Raw genomic sequence first — 16,919 nt, forward strand, 5'->3', positions numbered from 1 at the left:
CTGTCAGCCAGAAATGCCCGCTCATGATGCCCCCTCTGTTTGGGAGCTTGAATCACGCAGACCGGGCAGCCTCAAGCAGGTTTATGGGTCCTGACCCTAAGGGCTTCGCGCATCTCTCCACCGTGTGAAGGAGAAACACTGACCGGCATGTAGTCCTGTTTGTCAGTGCCGTTTGAAATAGCGAGGCTCGTTTCCGTTACGCGGTCAACCTAGGCAACACAACGTCGGCTTCGCGTACGCACCTAAACCGACCGCCTAGAAGGCAGGGCTTGTGCCACAATCGTGCCACAGTCACACACGCGTGTTCGCAAGCCCTGCCGAGCCAGCCCTAAGTATTTGACTTTACTTGGAAAAAGAGAGTGGTGGGTGATGAGGGATTTGAACCCCCGACATCTTCGATGTGAACGAAGCGCTCTACCACTGAGCTAATCACCCGGTGACGGGCGTAATAACGTCACTCCTCGGGCTCTGCAAGGGGGTCTTTTCGAACTTCTTCGACAGAGTGCGGACTACGCCGGACCCGGGCGTTCAGCACCTCGCCATTCGCCAGCGCCTTGCGGCGGTTGACGGTCAGCTTGCCGAAGGGCGGCAGGTTCAGCCGCTCCTGCTGCGACAGCGCCTCGCCCAGCACCGCCAGCGTGGCCTCGACCACCGGCCTGACGTCCTTCTTCTTCAGGCCGGACTGGGTGACGACGCGCTCGATCAGATCCTTCTTGCGCAGGACCGGACCGGGGGCCGGCCCGGATGCGGCGCCGGGCGGCGTGGGCGTTTCTCCGGCCTTGCGGCGCGGAGTCGTCGATTTGCGGCTGGTGGTGTTCCTGGTCATGCGCGTCCCGCCCTTTCTGGCTGAATCAGGCACAGGGTAGCGGTGAAGATTTGCCTTGGCTACAGCGGCATGCGCGCCGCGCAGAGGCCCGTGCCCGGGCGCGATGCGGACGCCCCTGCCGGGCGGGAATTTCCGCAATCATGGACCGACGGCCGGGCAAGAAAAAGGCGCGCCGCGGGGGCACGCCTTTCTCGGTTCAGTGGGCGGTGGCCGTGCCCGGCGCCCCGGCCTTGGCAGCGAGCGCGGCCTGCGCCGCCTCCTCGGCCGCCTCGTCCCATTCGATGGGCTCGGGCATCTCGACCAGCGCGTGTTTCAGCACGTCGCGGACATGACCGACGGGGATGATCCGCAGCCCCTGCTTCACGTTTTCGGGGATGTCGGCGAGATCCTTCTCGTTCTCCTGCGGGATGAGCACGGTCTTGATGCCGCCGCGCAGCGCCGCGAGCAGTTTCTCCTTCAGCCCGCCGATCGCCAGCACATTGCCGCGCAGCGTGACCTCGCCGGTCATGGCGATGTCCTTGCGCACCGGGATGCCGGTCAGCACCGAGACGATCGAGGTAACCATGGCGATGCCCGCGCTCGGCCCATCCTTGGGCGTGGCGCCCTCGGGGACGTGGACGTGGATGTCGACCTTCTCGAACTTCGGCGGCTTCACTCCGATCTCGGGCGCGATGGAGCGCACGAAGGAGTTGGCCGCGTCGATCGATTCCTTCATCACGTCGCCGAGCTTGCCGGTGGTCTTCATCCGGCCCTTGCCGGGCAGCTTCAGCGCCTCGATGGACAGCAGGTCGCCGCCGACGCTGGTCCAGGCCAGCCCGGTGACGACGCCCACCTGGTCGTCCTTTTCGGCCAGACCGTAGCGGAATTTCCGCACGCCCAGGAAATCGTCCAGGTTCTCGGGCGTGACCACCACGCGGTCGGTCTCGTGTTTGACCAGCTTGGTCACGGCCTTGCGCGCCAGCTTGGCGATCTCGCGCTCCAGGTTCCGCACGCCCGCCTCGCGGGTGTAGTAGCGGATGATGTCGGTCAGCGCCTCGTCGGTGACCTCGAACTCGCCCGTCTTCAGGCCGTGGTTCTTGATCTGCTTGTCGATCAGGTGCTGACGCGCGATCTCGCGCTTCTCGTCCTCGGTGTAGCCGGCGAGCGAGATGATCTCCATCCGGTCCAGAAGCGGCCCGGGCATGTTGTAGCTGTTGGCCGTGGTCAGGAACATCACGTTCGAGAGGTCGTATTCCACCTCAAGATAGTGATCGACGAAGCTCGAGTTCTGTTCCGGGTCGAGCACCTCCAGCATGGCCGAGGCCGGGTCGCCGCGGAAGTCCTGCCCCATCTTGTCGATCTCGTCGAGCAGGATCAGCGGGTTGGTGGTCTTGGCCTTCTTCAGCGCCTGGACGATCTTGCCGGGCATCGAGCCGATATAGGTCCGACGGTGACCGCGGATCTCGGATTCATCGCGCACACCGCCAAGCGAGATGCGGATGAACTCGCGCCCGGTGGCCTTGGCCACGCTCTTGCCCAGGCTGGTCTTGCCCACGCCCGGGGGGCCGACGAGGCACATGATCGGGCCTTTCAGCTTCTTCGAGCGCTGCTGCACGGCGAGGTATTCGACGATCCGCTCCTTGACCTTCTCCAGGCCGTAGTGGTCGTCGTCCAGCACCCTCTGGGCGCTGTTCAGATCCTTCTTGACGCGGCTCTTCACGCCCCACGGGATCGACAGCATCCAGTCGAGATAGTTGCGCACCACGGTCGCCTCGGCCGACATCGGCGACATCGACTTCAGCTTCTTGATCTCGCCCTCGGCCTTTTCCCGGGCCTCCTTGCTGAGCTTGGTGGCCGCCACCCGCTCCTCAAGCTCGGCGATCTCGTTCTGGCCCTCGTCGCCGTCGCCCAGTTCCTTCTGAATGGCCTTCATCTGCTCATTCAGATAGTATTCGCGCTGGGTGCGCTCCATCTGCGACTTGACGCGGGTCTTGATCTTCTTCTCGACCTGCAGGACGCTCATCTCGCCCTGCATCAGCCCATAGATCTTCTCCAGACGCTCGGCCACGCTGAGGGTCTCAAGAAGCTCCTGCTTCTGCTCCACGTCGATGCCGAGATGCCCGGCCACCAGGTCGGCCAGCTTGGCCGGCTCGCGGGTCTCGGACACGGCCGAGAGGGCCTCTTCGGGGATGTTCTTCTTGATCTTGGCGTAGCGCTCGAACTCGCTGCCGACCGACCGCACCAGCGCCTCCAGCGTGGCCGCGTCGCCGGGGGTTTCCTCAAGCAGCTCGGCATAGGCCTCGAAGAAGGCGTCATTGTCGAGATATTCAGCGATGCGCACGCGCTGGCGGCCCTCGACCAGCACCTTGACGGTGCCGTCGGGCAGCTTCAGCAGTTGCAGCACATTGGCCAGAACGCCGGCCTCGTAGATGCCCTCGGGGGTGGGGTCGTCGACGCTCGGGTCGATCTGGCTCGACAGCAGGATCTGCTTGTCGTCGGCCATGACCTCCTCCAGCGCGCGGACCGATTTTTCCCGACCCACGAACAGCGGCACAATCATGTGCGGAAACACCACGATGTCGCGCAGCGGCAGGACAGGGTAGGTTTGGCTGAGTTGCTCGGTCATGCTTTTTCCTTGGTTATGCAAGAGGGCGCCGGCCCCGGCTTGGCGGCAGCACCTGGCCCTCTCCTGTCTTGGCCTCAATATCTGGGGTGTATCCCCCGATTTTCAACCGTTTCGCGTTCGGCTTTGCCCTCACTGTGCCCCCACCGCCCAGCGGGGGCAAGCGGAGATCCTGCGATGGCGCGGACGCCCCGCCCCACGGCTCCGGATCGTTAAAGTTAACGAAAGGAAAATGAAAGATTTTCCGGCCCGCCGCGGAAAAGACACGGGCCGGGCGCCCCGTGCAGGGGTCGCGGCGGCACCGGAGATTTTGCCAAACAATAGCCGCAGTTGCGCGCTAGGATTCGCGAATGGGAAACAATAAACGGGGGCTTGAGCACATGAACATGCAGCCTGAAATGAACGCGGTCGAACAGGACAAGCAGGCTTTTGACAGCGCGCACACCCGCACGCACCAGGAACTGCTGACCTTCGCGGCCCGGCGCAGCGGGCTCTCGCCGCTGGCGCTGGGGCGTGACTTCCTGCGCCACAGCCGTTCGGGGCGCGGCGTCGAGATGGCCGATTACGTCCGCCACGAATTGTGGAACCGCGAGCGCCACGGCCCGGACGGGGCCGACCGCTTCGTCGGGGCCAAGACCGTCTGGCCGGCGGCCAACACCGTCAACCCGTTCCGCTGGTGGGCCGCGGCCGAGGACAAATACGTCATGACCCTGATGCTGGCCGCCGAGGGGCTGGCGCAGCCGCAGACCGTGGCCGTCGTCGACAACTCGGCCCGGGCCTATCCCGGCATCCCCCGCGCCGCCACCCCCGAGGCGCTGCGCGAGGTGGTGCTGGCGCATCCGGCGGGCACGCTGTTCGCCAAGACGCTGGACGGGATGATCGGCAACGGCGCCATGGTGATCGAGGCCGCCGACGCCGAGACCATCACCTGCACCGGCACGGGGCCCAAGACCTACGAGCAGTTCCTGTCGCAGGTGCTCGACGGGCAGGCCTACCTGATCCAGAAGCGGCTCGACAACCATGCCAGCCTCGCGCCCTTCTGCACCGGGCTGGCCACCATTCGCCTGCCGAATTTCATCCGCGGCACCGAGGTCTATTCGCCGGTGGCCGCGCTCAAGCTGCCCAGCGGCGGCAATGTCGCCTGCGCCTTCTGGCGGCCGGGCAACCTGGCCTGCGGGATCGACCCCGAGACCGGCACCATCACCCGCGTCGCCGGCCGCGACGGCCCGGTCAGCGTGGAGCTGGAGGATCACCCCGAGACGCCGGGGCTCAAGGGGCTCACCCTGCCCTTCTGGGACGAGGTGCGCGAGATCAACGAGCGCGCCGCGCGCGTCTTCGGCGCGATCCCCTACCAATCCACCGACATCGCGGTGACGCCGAACGGCCCGGTGCTGATCGAGCTCAACTACGGCGGCAGTTTCGACATCCTTCAGAACGGCACCGGAAAGGGGCTGCTGAGCCCCGAGATCCGCGCCTTCTTCGCCGCGCACGGCTATCCCTTCGCGCCGGGCAAGCGCAAGAAGCGGTTCGGACTGGTCTGAGAGGGCGGCGCCGGCCGCGCGCCGGCGCCGCGCCGCCCCTACAGCGGCTCGATATCGCCGGCCGCGCGCTGCGCGTGAAACTCGGCCTCGAACGCGGCAAAGCGCCCCTCGGCGATCGCCGCGCGCATCCCCGCCATCAGCTCCTGATAATAATGCAGGTTGTGCCAGGTCAGCAGCATGCCGCTGATCATCTCGCCGGCGCGGAAGACGTGGTGCAGATAGGCGCGGCAGTAGTTGCGGCAGGCCGGGCAGATGCACGCCTCGTCCAGCGGGCGCGGGTCGTCCTGGTGGCGGGCGTTCTTGATGTTCACCACGCCGTGCCGGGTGAAGGCCTGCCCCGTCCGTCCCGAGCGCGAGGGCAGCACGCAATCCATCATGTCGATGCCGCGCTTGACCGCGCCGACGATATCGTCCGGCTTGCCCACCCCCATCAGGTAGCGCGGGCGGTCCTCAGGCAGAAAGCCCGGCGCGTAGTCGAGGACGCCGAACATCGCCTCCTGCCCCTCGCCCACGGCAAGCCCGCCCACCGCGTAGCCGTCGAAGCCGATGGATTTCAGCGACTCGGCGCTTTCCTCGCGCAGCTCCTTCGTCACGCCGCCCTGCATGATGCCGAACAGCGCGTGGCCGGGGCGGTCCCCGAACGCGTCCTTCGAGCGCCGCGCCCAGCGCATCGAAAGCCGCATCGACTGCGCCACCTCCGCGTCGGTGGCCGGCAGCGCGGGGCATTCGTCGAAACACATCACGATGTCGCTGCCCAGAAGGCGCTGGATCTCCATGCTGCGCTCCGGGCTGAGCATGTGCTCCGAGCCGTCGATATGCGATTTGAAGCGCACCCCGTCCTCGGTCAGCTTACGCAGGCTGGCGAGGCTCATGACCTGAAAGCCACCGCTGTCGGTCAGGATGGGCTTGTGCCAGTTCATGAACTGGTGCAAACCGCCCAGCCGGTCGATACGCTCGGCCGTCGGACGCAGCATCAGGTGATAGGTGTTGCCCAGAAGGATGTCGGCCCCGGTGGCCGCCACGCTTTCGGGCATCATCGCCTTGACCGTTCCGGCGGTGCCCACGGGCATGAAGGCTGGCGTGCGGATCTCGCCGCGCGGTGTGGAAATCACGCCAGTGCGCGCCCTTTTGTCCGTGGCGAGAAGTTCGAAGTTGAAACGTTTGGCCATATCTGCTCCTGCGGGGGCGGGATCGGAGAGCCGGTATAGGCGATTCCGGCGAAATTCCAAGACAGGTGACGCGATGACAGAAGCAACAGCGCCCGAGACCGGCGGTTTCCGCCTTGGCTGGGAGGAATGGGTGGCCCTGCCGGCCCTCGGCCTGCCCGCGCTCAAGGCCAAGGTGGACACCGGGGCCAAGACGTCGGCGCTGCACGCCTTCGAGATCGAGCCCTTCGGCGCGGCCAGCAAGCCGCGCGTGCGTTTCCTGGTGCACCCGATTCCGGGGCGCGACGACCTGACCATCCCCTGCTCGGCCGAGATCGTGGACCGGCGCGAGGTGACCAGTTCCAACGGCGAGACCGAGTTGCGCTATGTCATCCGCTCCGAGATCACCGTCGGCGCGCGCACCTGGCCGATCGAGCTGACGCTGACCGACCGCAAGGGCATGGCCTATCACATGCTGCTGGGCCGGCAGGCGTTTTCCGAGGACGTGATCATCAGCCCCGGCGAAAGCTTCTGCCAGCCGAAGCTCGGCTATGACGTCTACCATTCCGCCACCGTGCGCGAGGAGGCCCCGGCCCGCGCGCTGCGCATCGCCGTGCTGAGCCGCGAGGAGCACAACTATTCCACCCGCCGGCTGGTCGCCGAGGGCGAAAAGCGCGGCCATGTGGTCGAGGTGATCGACACCACCCGCTGCTACATGGCGATCAACGCGCTGGCCCCCGAGGTGCATTACGACGGCAAGCGCCTGCCGCGCTACGACGCGGTGATCCCGCGCATCGGCGCCTCGATCACGCCCTACGGCACGGCCGTGGTGCGCCAGTTCGAAACCATCGGCACCTATTGCGTGAACGGCAGCGACGGCATCACCGCCAGCCGCGACAAACTCTATGCCCACCAGATCCTGGCGCGCCACAAGATCGGCATGCCGACCACCGCCTTCGCCGCCTCGCCCAAGGATACCGGCAACCTGATCGGGCTGGTGGGCGGCGCGCCGCTGATCGTCAAGCTGCTGGAATCGACGCAAGGGAAAGGCGTGGTTCTGGCCGAGACCAAGAAGGCCGCCGAATCCGTGATCTCCGCCTTCCGCGGACTCAAGGCCAGCTTCCTGGTGCAGCATTTCGTGAAGGAGGCCGCGGGCGAGGACATCCGCTGCCTGGTGATCGGCAACAAGGTGGTGGCCTCGATGAAACGCACCGGCGCGGAGGGCGATTTCCGCTCCAACCTGCACATGGGCGGTACCGCCGAGGCGGTCCGCATCAGCAAGGCCGAGCGCGAAACCGCCCTGCGCGCGGCGCGCGCCTTCAGGCTGAACCTGGCCGGCGTGGACCTGCTGCGCGCGAGCGACGGGCCGAAGGTGCTGGAGGTCAACTCCTCTCCCGGGCTGGAGGGGATCGAAAAGGCCAGCGGCAAGAATATCGCCGCCCTTCTCTATGACGAGATCGAGAAACGCGTCCGCCCCGTCCCCGTGCGTCGGCGCGGCGCGAAGGCGCGCTGATCGGCACTGGACGGCGCCGTCCACAAATCCTATATCTTTTATCGGAATTGAGGAAGATGCAGCATGACCAGCCAGGCGAGCGAGAAGCTCGAGGGGGCCCCCCTCATCAAACCGTCCAGCACCGAGCACCCGCTCTACGACAGCGTGGTCGAGGCGTGCCGCACGGTCTTTGACCCGGAAATCCCGGTCAATATCTATGACCTCGGCCTCGTCTACACGATCGAGATCGACGACGAGAACGCGGTGCGGGTGATCATGACCCTGACCGCGCCGGGCTGCCCGGTGGCCGGCGAGATGCCCGGCTGGGTGGCCGAGGCCGTCGAGCCGCTGCCAGGGGTGAAGCAGGTCGACGTGGAGATCACCTGGGATCCGCCCTGGGGCATGGACATGATGTCCGACGAGGCGCGGCTGGAACTGGGCTTCATGTAAATCCCGGATGCGGGCGGCACCGACGCGCGGCCCGCACAGGGAATCTGCCCCGCCGCACGATCCCCACGCTTGAGATCGCGCCCTGCCCGGCCTAGATTGGAGGGCAGAACAGAAGGAACGCGCAATGTTCGGCATTCCAGGCAAACAGGCCGTCACCCTGACCGAGGCGGCGGTGAAGCAGATCGCCAAATTGATAACCCAGCACAGCGCCAAGGGCCTGCGCATTGGCGTCAAGAAGGGCGGCTGCGCGGGCATGGAATACACCATGGACTATGTGGCCGAGATCGACCCCAAGGACGAGGTGATCGAACAGGACGGCGCGCGGGTGATGATCGCCCCCATGGCGCAGATGTTCCTGATCGGCACCGAGATCGACTACGAGGTGTCGCTTCTGGAAAGCGGCTTCAAGTTCCGCAATCCCAACGTGGTCGACGCCTGCGGCTGCGGCGAATCCATCAAGTTCGCCGAGACCAAGGACCTGCCCGACCCGAAATAGGGCGTTTCCAGTTTCCACTTCCCGCCCCATCGCGTAATCATCCCCGAAACGAAACCGGACGGGGAGACAAGCGATGCGCAAACTGGCGGCTGGCAACTGGAAGATGAACGGCACCGGGGCCGATCTGGCCGAGGTCGCGGCGCTTCGGGCCGCGCATCCCTCTCCGGCGGTCGATATCCTGATCTGCCCCCCCGCCACGCTGCTCTCGCGCCTGTCGCAGGCCGCCGGCCCCGCCATCGCCAGCGGCGGACAGGATTGCCACGCCGCCGCCTCGGGCGCGCATACCGGCGACATCTCTGCCGCGATGCTGATCGACGCGGGGGCCTCCTATGTCATCCTCGGCCATTCCGAGCGGCGCGCCGATCATCGTGAGACCGACGCCGTTGTCGCCGCCAAGTGTCAGGCCGCCTGGGCCGCCGGGCTGACCGCCGTGGTCTGCGTCGGCGAGACCGAGGCGCAGCGCGACGCGGGCCAGACTCTGGGCGCGATCGGCGCGCAGCTGGCGGGCTCCATCCCCGAGGGCGCCGGCCCCGACACCCTCGTCGTCGCCTATGAGCCGGTCTGGGCCATCGGCACCGGCCGCGTGCCCAGTCCCGAACAGATCGCCGAGGTGCACGATTTCCTCCGCGCCGAACTGACCGCCCGCCTCGGCCCGCGGACGGCCTCCGGCATCCGCCTGCTCTACGGCGGCTCGGTCAAGCCCGACAATGCGGCCGGAATCTTCGCGGTTTCCAACGTGGACGGCGCGCTGGTGGGCGGCGCCTCGCTCAAGGCCGCGGATTTCTCCGCCATCGTCACCGCGCTGGAGGACGCGCCGGTGTGAGACCGGCCGCGGCGGGACGCAGCGGCCCAAGGGGCCGCCTGCGCTTCAGGCGCGTCCCGGCAGGAGATACCGCCGCCCCGAAACCGCCACGCCCCGCGACACACCAAGGGCCGCTCCTGCCGGAGCGGCCCTTGCCATGTCTCGCGCCCCTCTCTGGTGGGCTATTTGGTGATGATCTCCGGCCCCATCATCTTGGTCGGCAGATAGGTCGAGATCGCCGGCACATAGGTCACGATGATCAGGAACACGAAGAGCACCGCCAGGAAGGGCGCGGCGGCCCGCACCACCCGCATCATCGGCATCCCCGCCACGCCCGAGGTGACGAAGAGGTTCAGGCCAACCGGCGGCGTGATCATCCCGATCTCCATGTTCACCACCATGATGATGCCGAGATGGATCGGGTCCACCCCCAGCTCGATCGCAATCGGAAAGACCAGCGGCGCCACGATCACGATCAGGCCCGAGGGTTCCATGAACTGGCCGCCGATCAGCAGGATCACGTTCACGATCACCAGGAACATGATCTTGCTGAAGCCCGCCTCCAGCATCACCCCCGCGATCTGCTGCGGGATCTGCTCGTCGGTCAGGACATGCTTCAGGATCAGCGCGTTAGCGATGATGAACATCAGCGTGATGGTCAGCTTGCCCGCATCGAACAGCGTGTCGCGGGTGTCGCGGTGGACGAAGGCCATCAGCAGCGCCTGCGGGCGGCGCAGCAGGCTGACGGGGCGCCCGCCCGGCTCGCGCGCGGCCAGCGGACCCATGTCGCGATAGACGAAGCTGGCGATCAGGAAGGCGTAGATCGACGCCACCGCGGCGGCCTCGGTGGGGGTGAAGATCGCCCCAGTGACGCCGGGAATACCGTAGATCCCCACCATGATGATGGCGATCAGCATCAGCCCCCAGAGCGCATCGCGGAACGAGGCCACGACCTCGCCCCAGCCCTGCCATTCGCCCTTGGGCATGTTGCGGATCGTGGCCATGACATAGATCGCCACCATCAGCATGCCGCCCGCCATGAGGCCCGGAATGACCCCCGCCAGGAACATCCGCCCGACAGAGACCTCGACCGCCGAGGCATAGACCACCATCACGATCGACGGCGGGATCAGGATGCCCAGGGTGCCGGCGTTGCAGATGACGCCGGCGGCGAAATCCTTGGTGTAGCCCACCTGCCGCATCGCCGCGATCACGATGGAGCCGATGGCGACCACCGTCGCGGGCGAGGAGCCCGACAGCGCCGCGAACAGCATGCAGGCGAATACCCCCGCGATCGCCAGCCCGCCGCGCAGATGCCCGACGCAGGCGATGGCGAAGCGGATGATCCGCTTGGCCACGCCGCCGGTGGACATGAAGCTCGACGCCAGGATGAAGAAGGGGATCGCCAGCAGCGTGTAATGCCCCGCCATCGCCTGATAGAGAGACTGCGCGATCGAGGCCAGCGAGGTGTCCGAGAACAGCAGAAGGAAGATCATCGAGCTCAGGCCCAGCGACACCGCGATCGGCACGCCGATGATGAGCAGGCCGACGACCATCGCAAAAAGCAGAACGACATCCATGGGCTCAATCCTCGCGGTTCAGGGCGGCCACGTCTTCGACCGCGTCTTCGGCCTCGTGGCTGACAATCAGGCTTTCCTGCTGGCCGGTCAGAACCCGCCAGCTGGCCTGCAGGATGCGGAACAGGATCAGCGCGCAGCCAAAGGGCAGCATGAAATAGGGGATGAAGCGCGGCAGCTTCTCGTAGCTTTCGCCCTGGTTGAAGATCGGCTCGATGAAGCGCAGCCAGTCGGGCATCGGGATCTGCTCGGTCTCGTACCAGGCCTGGTCGCGGCTGTCGGCAAAGCCGGTGGGAAACCAGCGCCCGGTGGTGGCGTCGAGACCGGCGAAAGGCGCCCAGTAGTCCCACGCCCCCTTGAGCATCAGCGCCGCGTAGACCAGGCAGACGACGGCCGCCAGCAGCGACAGCACCCGCCGCGGCCGCGACGACACCGCGTTCAGAAGCGCATCGACGCCCAGATGGGCAGTGATCTTGAACGCGTAGCTGATACCGAACAGGACCAGCCAGGCAAACAGCACCAGCGTCAGTTCCAGCCCCCAGATCAGGCTCGAGTTGAAGCCGTAGCGCAGCACGACATTGACGAAGGTGACCAGGGTCATCAGCCCCAGCAGAACGGCGATCGCCGTCTCCTCGATCCCGTTCACCATCCGGCCAAGACGCGAATGCGCCTGGTCTTTCACCGGACCGCTCATCCGATCCCCTCCCCGTTCATTTTCAGTGGAAAAAGGCGTTTCCAGCCGCAAATGCGGCCCGGGACGCAGCCCCGGGCCGCCGCACTCGTTACGCGGACCTGATGATTACATCGAAGCGTTGATCGCCTGGGCGGCGGCGATGTTGTCGGCGCCCACGTCGGCCTCGAACTTCGCCCAGACCGGCTTCATCGCGTCGACCCAGGCCTGGCGCTGCTCGGGCGTCAGTTCGCGGATGGTGGTGCCGGCGTCGAGGATCGCCTGGCGGGCGTCGGCGTCGACCTTGTTCACCGCGGCGTTCCGCTCGACCGTCACCTCGTGCAGGATGGTGGCCAGTTGGTCACGCACGTCGGCAGGCAGGCTGTCCCACCAATCGACCGAGGTCACGACCAGGTAGTCGATGATGCCGTGGTTGGTCTCGGTGATGCCGTCCTGCACCTCGAAGAACTTCTGGCCGTAGATGTTGGACCAGCTGTTCTCCTGACCGTCGACCACGCCGGTCTGCAGCGCGCCGTAAACCTCGGAGAAGGCCATCGGCTGCGGCGAGGCGCCCAGCGCCTCCATCTGCGCGACCAGCACGTCCGAGGTCTGGACGCGGAATTTCAGGCCCTTGGCGTCCTCGGGCTGGTTCAGCGGCTTGTTGGCCGAGAACTGCTTCATGCCGTTGTGCCAGAACTCCAGCCCCTTCAGGCCGCGGCGCTCCATCGAGGATTTCATCGCCTGGCCGGTTTCCGAGCTCTGGAACGCGTCCACGGCGTCGATGTTCTTGAACATGAAGGGCAGGTCGAAGATGCGGAACTGCTTGGTGAACTGCTCGAATTTCGACAGCGAGGGCGCGGCCAGCTGCACGTCGCCCTGCAGCATCGCCTCCAGCACCTGGTTGTCGTTGTAGAGGGTCGAGTTCGGGAAGACCTCCATGCAGGCCTTGCCGTTCATCTCCTCGTTCACGCGCTTTTCCAGCAGCGTGGCGGCGATGCCCTTGGGGTGCTTGTCGGTGTTGGTGACGTGGCTGAACTTGATGACGATCTCGCCCTCGTCGCAGGCGGCGAGGCCGGCGCCGGCGCTGGCCGATACGGCCAGGGCCGCAGCGGCGGCGGCAGTTGCGAATTTCATACGGTATCCTCCCAGATATCCTGTGGTGGCTTACGCGCGCCCAAGGGGCGCCCGAGGCTCAGGAGAACCAAGCCGGCGCGAGGGCTCAAGAAAAATCCTGCGCGCCCGGGAGCGCCCGATTTTTCCGCGCGAAATCATCCGGTTGCACGTTCGCTATGCAAAAAAGGAATAGCCCCATGCGCGCGGATGGGCGATTTTCCGCACAGGCCAGAGGGGATTTGTGCGGAAATCCGCACAGATGTCAGCGATAGGCCTCGGGGCGAATCCCGTGGCGCGCCAACTTGTCGTAGAAGGTCTTGCGCGGGAGTTTCAGTGCCTTGGCCGCCTCGGAGGCGCGGCCCTGGGCGTGGCGCAGCGCGTCGATCAGCAGCGTGCGCTCGACCCGCGCCATCTGCTCGGCGAGGCCTGCGGGCTCCGCCTCGCCGATCTCGGACAGGCCCATGGCGAAGCGCATCGCCGCGTTCATCAGCGCGCGCGCATTGCCCGGCCAGTCCTGCGCCATCAGGCGGGCGACCACCTCGGGCGTGATCTCGGGCTGGGGCAGCGCGGCCTGCTCGCAGGCGATGGCGACGTAGTGGCGGAACAGCACCGGAATGTCCTCGGGGCGCTCGCGCAGCGAGGGGATCCGCACCCGCATCACGTCAAGCTTGTAATAGAGATCGGGGCTGAAGCGGCCCCTGGCGACCTCCTCGGCCAAATCGCGATAGCTGCCGGCGACCAGCCGCGCGGCGCTGTCACCCTCCAGCAACTCCTGCAGCGCGAACTGCCCCGCGGGGCTGAGCGCGGCCACCTCGTCGATGAAGATCGTCCCCCCCTCGGCGGTGGCGAAGGCCTCGGCCAGGGCCTCGGGCGTGGCCGCGGCGCCGGCGAGTTTCTGGAACGGCCGCATGGAGGCCGGCGACAACAGGTGGATCACCTCGGCGACCTTGGAGGTGCCGGTGCCCGGCTCGCCGGTGACCAGCACCTCGGCCGAGGCACGGGCCACGGCGCGCACCTGCTCGCGCAGTTCCTCGGCGCGCCGCGACTGGCCGAACAGCATCCGCGCCGCGGCGTCGCCGGTCTCCAGCTGCCGCTTCAGCCGCCGGTTCTCCAGCACCAGGGCGCGGCTGCGCAGCGCCCTTTCCACCACCGCCAGAAGATCCTTGGGCGCGCAGGGCTTTTCGAGGAAATCCACCGCGCCGGCCGAGATCCCGCGCACCGCCATGGGGATGTCCCCCTCGCCGGTCAGCAGGATCACCGGCAGGTCCGCATCCACCCCCTGCGCGAAGTCCAGCAGCGCGAAGCCGTCCTTGCCGGGCATGCGGATGTCGCTGACCACCACGCCCTCGAAGCCGGGCGTGATATGGTCCTTGGCCTCGATGTAAGAGCCCGCCAGCACCGGCTCCAGATCGGCCAGCTCCAGCGTCTGCGCCAGCGCCTCGCGCACCGCCCTGTCGTCGTCCACCAGCAGAACCCTGCGCGTCATGCCGCCGCCTCCCCCTGCCCGGCGCGGGCCAGTTCCACCGTGAAAACGGCGCCGCCCTCGGGGTGGTTGCGGCCGCGGATCGCGCCGCCGAAACTCTGCACCAGCCCGTAGGAGATCGACAGGCCCAGCCCCATGCCCTCGGACTGGCCGACCTCCTTGGTCGAATAGAACGGGTCGAAGATCTTCTCCGGTTCGGCGATGCCGGGGCCGGTGTCGCGCACATGCAGGCGTGTCACCGGGCCGGCCTCCTCCAGCGCCAGACACAGCCGTTTCTCGGGGCTGTCCTGCATCGCGTCGATGGCGTTGGTCACGAGGTTCAGCACCACCTGCTGCAGCCGCACCTCGCCGCCGCGCACCGGCACCGGCCGGCCGGGCAAGGCGCTGTCCACCGTGACCCCCGCCTGCGCCATGCGCGCCTCGGCCATTTCCAGCACCGCGCCGATCACCGCGGTCAGATCGACATCGGTCATCGGCTCGCTTTCCTGCCGGGCGAAGGCGCGCAGGTTCTTTATGATGCGGCCCATCCGGCGGGCGAGCTCCGAGATGCGGGTGAAATTCTGCGCCGCGCGCGCGGGCTCGCCGCGCTCAAGGAACAGCGTCCCGTTCTCGGCGAAGGAGCGGATCGCCATCAGCGGCTGGTTCAGCTCGTGGCTGAGCCCCGCCGACATCTTGCCGAGCGCCGAGAGCTTGCCGGCCTGGACCAGTTCCTCCTGCGCGCGCTTCAGCGCGGCCTCGGCCTCCAGCCGTTCGGCGACCTCGCGGCGCAGGGCGCGGTTGGCCGCCGACAGCTCGGCGGTGCGCTGCGCCACGCGGGTCTCCAGCCCGGCCTTGGCGGCCTCCTCCAGCTCCAGCCGGTCGGTCAGCGCGCGCCGACGCTGCGACAGCAGCAGCAGCGTCGCGCCGAAGATCAACGACAGCGCCGCGGCCACCGCCGCCTGCAGCGCCGCGATGCGTTCGGCCGGGGCGATGTCGAGCAGGATCTCGCCGGTCATCTCGATCACCGGCAGCGGCTGGGTCAGGTGCAGCGCGCGCGCCGGCAGGTAGGGGCCGCCATCGACATGCCAGACGTCGCGCCCCGCGCGCGGCCGCGCCTCGAACGCGGGGAAGGGCAACAGCCCCTCGGTCTCGTAGCCAAACAGGGCCGGCGGCTCCGAGACCGCGCCGCGCTGCCGGAACAGCAGCTCGGAGCGGTTGGAGACGAACACCACCCCCGCCGCGTCGGTGAAGAACACCGCCTGCGGATCGCCCAGCCACGCCTCCTCGACATCCCAGATGTCCACGTCCAGATCGACCGCACCGATCGCGCGGCCCTGCACGGAGAAGACCGGCGCCGAATAGGTGAAGCTACGCCCCGGCCCGTCGGGCAGCCGCGCGTGATGCGCCCCCAGCGCGCCCTGCATGGCGCGGCGGAACGACGGCATCGCGCTGCGGTCGCTGCCCAGCTGCCCGCGGGCGGAGCTGGCCAGAACGCGGCCCGTGGCGCCGACCACATGCAGGTTCAGCGTGCCGGTCTTGTCGGCCGCGCGCAGCAGCACCGCCTCGGCCGCGGCCAGGTCGGTGCCGCCCTCCAGCGCGGCGATCAGCGTGGGGTGATCGGCCATCAGCACCGCCAACTCGCGGAACTGCTGCAACTGGCTGACCAGCCGGTCGGCAGCCAGCGACAGGTCCGAGCGCCCGCGCTCGGACAGCTGGTCCAGCGCCGAGCTGTAGGCGAACCACCACACCCCGCCGGTGAACCCGGCCGAGCAGATCAGGAAAGCCGCAAGCGCCAGTGCCGTGCGCGTCATTCGAGGCTCCGTTGCATCGGGTCTGCCAGTTTAGAAAGCCGCGCGCCGATTGGCCAGACCGCTCAGACCGGCAGGATGGTGGTGGACTTGATCTCTTCCATCGACAGCAGCGCGGTGACATTGTGGATCTTCACCTCGGCGATCAGCGCCTGGTAGAAGGCGTCGTAGGCACGCGCGTTCTTCACCCGCACCTTCAGGATATAATCGATGTCGCCGGCCAGCCGGTGCGCCTCCTGGACCTCGGGCCGGGCGTTCAGCGCCTCGAGGAATTTCGCCTGCCAGTCGGCGTCGTGCTCGGCGGTGCGGATCAGCACGAAGAAACAGGCCTCCAGCCCCAGCGCCTCGGCGTCCAGCAGCACGGTCTGGCTCTTGATCACCCCGCCCTCGCGCATCTTGCGGATGCGGTTCCAGACCGGCGTCTTGCTCGACCCGACCCGCTTGGCGATCTCGTCCAGCGACAGGCTGGCGTCGCGCTGCAGCTCGGCCAGGATCTTGCGGTCGATGCTGTCGAGTTTCAGGCTCATGGGGGCTCTCCTTGCCGCGTGTGGGGACGATATTACACGAAACGCGCCCCCGCCCCCTCGCTAACGGAACAATTTCCCGATTTCCAGCCCCCGGCGCCGCGGCACGGCGTCCCGGCTTGATCGGGATCAAGGACGGCGCGGCCGAAAGCGGCTTTGTGCCCCTCAATCGCGCGCAATCGTCGCGCAATCCGGGCTTTTCCCCCGGAGGAGCAGACCCTAGAACAGGAGGACGGGGCCGGACGCGGCCCCCTGATGCAACATGACCGGACAGCCTGCCGTGACCGAAACCGCCGCCCCCAAAGTCAAGACCCTCCCCGACGCCCAGACGGTGACGGAGGTGCAGCATTACACCGACCGGCTGTTCCGCTTCCGCGTGACGCGGCCGCAATCCTTGCGCTTCCGCTCGGG

Annotated in this window: 14 protein-coding genes, 1 tRNA gene and 1 pseudogene; 6 read left to right on the plus strand and 10 right to left on the minus strand. The window is 67.2% G+C overall.

What is annotated here, in order from left to right:
• Positions 1-360: 360 nt before the first annotated feature.
• From KCI33_RS17255 to lon, 3 genes are all read right to left on the minus strand, one after another.
• Positions 361-435 (minus strand) — tRNA-Val (locus KCI33_RS17255).
• A gap of 19 nt (positions 436-454) precedes the next feature.
• The gene (locus tag KCI33_RS17260; protein ID WP_212526049.1) at positions 455-826 is read right to left on the minus strand and encodes an HU family DNA-binding protein; all 372 of its coding nucleotides are present in this window, start codon (positions 824-826) and stop codon (positions 455-457) included.
• Positions 827-1,022: 196 nt separating this feature from the next.
• Entirely contained in the window at positions 1,023-3,431 is a 2,409-nt protein-coding gene (gene lon, locus KCI33_RS17265; RefSeq protein ID WP_212526050.1) for an endopeptidase La, read from the minus strand.
• Between the two features lie 347 nt (positions 3,432-3,778).
• On the opposite strand from lon, the gene KCI33_RS17270 reads away from it, so the two are divergent.
• A complete protein-coding gene (locus KCI33_RS17270; protein WP_212526051.1) occupies positions 3,779-4,969 on the plus strand; it encodes a sugar-transfer associated ATP-grasp domain-containing protein in 1,191 nt (396 codons plus the stop codon).
• Positions 4,970-5,007: 38 nt separating this feature from the next.
• On the opposite strand, the gene tgt is transcribed toward KCI33_RS17270, so the two are convergent.
• On the minus strand, positions 5,008-6,138 hold the full coding sequence (tgt, locus tag KCI33_RS17275; protein ID WP_212526052.1) for a tRNA guanosine(34) transglycosylase Tgt: 1,131 nt from the start codon (positions 6,136-6,138) through the stop codon (positions 5,008-5,010).
• Positions 6,139-6,211: 73 nt separating this feature from the next.
• Between tgt and rimK the strand changes: the two genes are divergently transcribed.
• From rimK to tpiA, 4 genes are all read left to right on the plus strand, one after another.
• Positions 6,212-7,627 (plus strand): 30S ribosomal protein S6--L-glutamate ligase, encoded by a 1,416-nt coding sequence (gene rimK / locus KCI33_RS17280; protein ID WP_212526053.1) that lies wholly within the window; start codon positions 6,212-6,214, stop codon positions 7,625-7,627.
• A 63-nt stretch (positions 7,628-7,690) separates the two neighbouring features.
• Positions 7,691-8,056, plus strand: a complete 366-nt coding sequence (locus KCI33_RS17285; protein ID WP_212526054.1) for an SUF system Fe-S cluster assembly protein — start codon at positions 7,691-7,693, stop codon at positions 8,054-8,056.
• A 124-nt stretch (positions 8,057-8,180) separates the two neighbouring features.
• A complete protein-coding gene (locus KCI33_RS17290; RefSeq protein WP_212526055.1) occupies positions 8,181-8,552 on the plus strand; it encodes an iron-sulfur cluster assembly accessory protein in 372 nt (123 codons plus the stop codon).
• 73 nt (positions 8,553-8,625) lie between these two features.
• A complete protein-coding gene (gene tpiA / locus KCI33_RS17295; RefSeq protein ID WP_212526056.1) occupies positions 8,626-9,375 on the plus strand; it encodes a triose-phosphate isomerase in 750 nt (249 codons plus the stop codon).
• A gap of 161 nt (positions 9,376-9,536) precedes the next feature.
• Here tpiA and KCI33_RS17300 read toward each other — a convergent pair whose 3' ends face one another.
• From KCI33_RS17300 to KCI33_RS17325, 6 genes are all read right to left on the minus strand, one after another.
• Entirely contained in the window at positions 9,537-10,934 is a 1,398-nt protein-coding gene (locus KCI33_RS17300) for a TRAP transporter large permease subunit (RefSeq protein ID WP_212526057.1), read from the minus strand.
• A 4-nt stretch (positions 10,935-10,938) separates the two neighbouring features.
• Entirely contained in the window at positions 10,939-11,625 is a 687-nt protein-coding gene (locus KCI33_RS17305) for a TRAP transporter small permease (RefSeq protein WP_212526058.1), read from the minus strand.
• Between the two features lie 105 nt (positions 11,626-11,730).
• The gene (locus KCI33_RS17310) at positions 11,731-12,735 is read right to left on the minus strand and encodes a TRAP transporter substrate-binding protein (protein ID WP_212526059.1); all 1,005 of its coding nucleotides are present in this window, start codon (positions 12,733-12,735) and stop codon (positions 11,731-11,733) included.
• Positions 12,736-12,976: 241 nt separating this feature from the next.
• Positions 12,977-14,200 carry a sigma-54 dependent transcriptional regulator gene (locus tag KCI33_RS17315; protein ID WP_212526060.1) on the minus strand — a complete coding sequence of 408 codons (1,224 nt, stop codon included), beginning with the start codon at positions 14,198-14,200 and terminating at the stop codon, positions 12,977-12,979.
• Complete coding sequence (locus KCI33_RS17320; RefSeq protein ID WP_212526061.1) at positions 14,197-15,987, minus strand: ATP-binding protein; 1,791 nt, start codon at positions 15,985-15,987, stop codon at positions 14,197-14,199. The genes KCI33_RS17315 and KCI33_RS17320 overlap by 4 nt, the downstream gene beginning before the upstream one ends.
• Before the next feature lie 62 nt (positions 15,988-16,049).
• On the minus strand, positions 16,050-16,511 hold the full coding sequence (locus KCI33_RS17325) for an Lrp/AsnC family transcriptional regulator (protein ID WP_212526062.1): 462 nt from the start codon (positions 16,509-16,511) through the stop codon (positions 16,050-16,052).
• A gap of 259 nt (positions 16,512-16,770) precedes the next feature.
• On the opposite strand from KCI33_RS17325, the pseudogene KCI33_RS17995 reads away from it, so the two are divergent.
• Positions 16,771-16,919, plus strand: a pseudogene (locus KCI33_RS17995) (ferredoxin--NADP reductase); the annotation flags it as partial.

The organism is Actibacterium sp. MT2.3-13A (genome assembly GCF_018139985.1).
Taxonomy (GTDB): domain Bacteria; phylum Pseudomonadota; class Alphaproteobacteria; order Rhodobacterales; family Rhodobacteraceae; genus JAGSOU01.

Coding starts and splice junctions, on each gene's coding strand:
- KCI33_RS17325 (WP_212526062.1), bottom strand. CDS start 16,511: ATGAGCCTGAAACTCGACAGCATCGACCGCAAGATCCTGGCCGAGCTG.
- KCI33_RS17285 (WP_212526054.1), top strand. CDS start 7,691: ATGACCAGCCAGGCGAGCGAGAAGCTCGAGGGGGCCCCCCTCATCAAA.
- KCI33_RS17320 (WP_212526061.1), bottom strand. CDS start 15,987: ATGACGCGCACGGCACTGGCGCTTGCGGCTTTCCTGATCTGCTCGGCC.
- KCI33_RS17305 (WP_212526058.1), bottom strand. CDS start 11,625: ATGAGCGGTCCGGTGAAAGACCAGGCGCATTCGCGTCTTGGCCGGATG.
- lon (WP_212526050.1), bottom strand. CDS start 3,431: ATGACCGAGCAACTCAGCCAAACCTACCCTGTCCTGCCGCTGCGCGAC.
- KCI33_RS17260 (WP_212526049.1), bottom strand. CDS start 826: ATGACCAGGAACACCACCAGCCGCAAATCGACGACTCCGCGCCGCAAG.
- rimK (WP_212526053.1), top strand. CDS start 6,212: ATGACAGAAGCAACAGCGCCCGAGACCGGCGGTTTCCGCCTTGGCTGG.
- tpiA (WP_212526056.1), top strand. CDS start 8,626: ATGCGCAAACTGGCGGCTGGCAACTGGAAGATGAACGGCACCGGGGCC.
- tgt (WP_212526052.1), bottom strand. CDS start 6,138: ATGGCCAAACGTTTCAACTTCGAACTTCTCGCCACGGACAAAAGGGCG.
- KCI33_RS17290 (WP_212526055.1), top strand. CDS start 8,181: ATGTTCGGCATTCCAGGCAAACAGGCCGTCACCCTGACCGAGGCGGCG.
- KCI33_RS17300 (WP_212526057.1), bottom strand. CDS start 10,934: ATGGATGTCGTTCTGCTTTTTGCGATGGTCGTCGGCCTGCTCATCATC.
- KCI33_RS17270 (WP_212526051.1), top strand. CDS start 3,779: ATGGGAAACAATAAACGGGGGCTTGAGCACATGAACATGCAGCCTGAA.
- KCI33_RS17310 (WP_212526059.1), bottom strand. CDS start 12,735: ATGAAATTCGCAACTGCCGCCGCCGCTGCGGCCCTGGCCGTATCGGCC.
- KCI33_RS17315 (WP_212526060.1), bottom strand. CDS start 14,200: ATGACGCGCAGGGTTCTGCTGGTGGACGACGACAGGGCGGTGCGCGAG.